The organism is Streptomyces hyderabadensis (assembly GCF_020404845.1).
Taxonomy (GTDB): domain Bacteria; phylum Actinomycetota; class Actinomycetes; order Streptomycetales; family Streptomycetaceae; genus Streptomyces; species Streptomyces hyderabadensis.
On sequence record NZ_JAIOJZ010000131.1, the window covers coordinates 1 to 1,209 of the forward strand.

The 1,209-nt window shown below is 72.7% G+C and carries 1 protein-coding gene; it reads left to right on the forward strand.

Translation table 11 applies throughout. The features are described 5' to 3' along the window. Nucleotides 1-1,184 (forward strand): chorismate synthase (gene aroC / locus K7854_RS37190; protein WP_226030975.1); only part of this gene is annotated, 1,184 nt, incomplete at its 5' end. Nucleotides 1,185-1,209: the final 25 nt, after the last annotated feature.

Sequence of the window (1,209 nt, forward strand, 5' to 3'; positions counted from 1 at the left end):
TGAGCAGGTTGCGCTGGCTGACCGCGGGGGAGTCCCACGGTCCCGCACTCGTCGCGACACTGGAGGGACTGCCCGCCGGTGTGCCGATCACCACCGAGATGGTGGCGGACCACCTGGCGAGGCGGCGGCTGGGCTACGGGCGTGGTGCGCGCATGAAGTTCGAGCGGGACGAGGTCACCTTCCTCGGTGGGGTCCGGCACGGTCTGACCATGGGTTCGCCGGTCGCGGTGATGGTGGGCAACACGGAGTGGCCGAAGTGGGAGCAGGTGATGGCGGCCGACCCGGTGGACCCGGAGGTGCTGGCCGGCCTCGCGCGCAACGCCCCGCTGACCCGGCCGCGCCCCGGTCACGCGGATCTCGCCGGGATGCAGAAGTACGGTTTCGACGAGGCCCGGCCGGTGCTGGAGCGTGCCTCCGCCCGTGAGACGGCGGCCCGTGTCGCGCTGGGCGCGGTGGCCCGGTCGTACCTGAAGGAGACGACCGGCGTCGAGATCGTCAGTCATGTCGTCGAGCTGGCCTCGGCGAAGGCGCCCCACGGGGTCTACCCGACGCCGGCCGACGTGGAGCGGCTGGATGCCGATCCGGTGCGCTGCCTGGACGCGGACGCGTCGAAGGCGATGGTCGCGGAGATCGACCAGGCGCACAAGGACGGGGACACCCTCGGCGGCGTCGTCGAGATCCTCGCCTACGGCGTGCCGGTGGGCCTGGGCTCGCACGTCCACTGGGACCGCAAGCTGGACGCGCGGCTCGCGGGCGCCCTCATGGGCATCCAGGCGATCAAGGGCGTCGAGATCGGTGACGGCTTCGAGCTGGCCCGCGTGCCCGGGTCGAAGGCGCATGACGAGATCGTGAGCACGCCCGAGGGCATCCGCCGGGTGTCCGGCCGCTCGGGCGGCACGGAGGGCGGGCTGTCCACGGGTGAGCTGTTGCGGGTGCGGGCGGCGATGAAGCCGATCGCGACCGTGCCGCGCGCGCTGAAGACGGTGGACGTGAGCACGGGCGAGGCCGCGCAGGCGCACCACCAGCGCTCCGACGTGTCCGCCGTGCCGGCCGCCGGAATCGTCGCGGAGGCCATGGTGGCCCTGGTGCTGGCGGATGCGGTGGCGGAGAAGTTCGGCGGCGACAGCGTGACCGAGACCCGCCGCAACGTCACCTCCTACCTCGACCACCTGGCCATCCGATGAGCGCACCGCTGATCGTGCTGGTCGG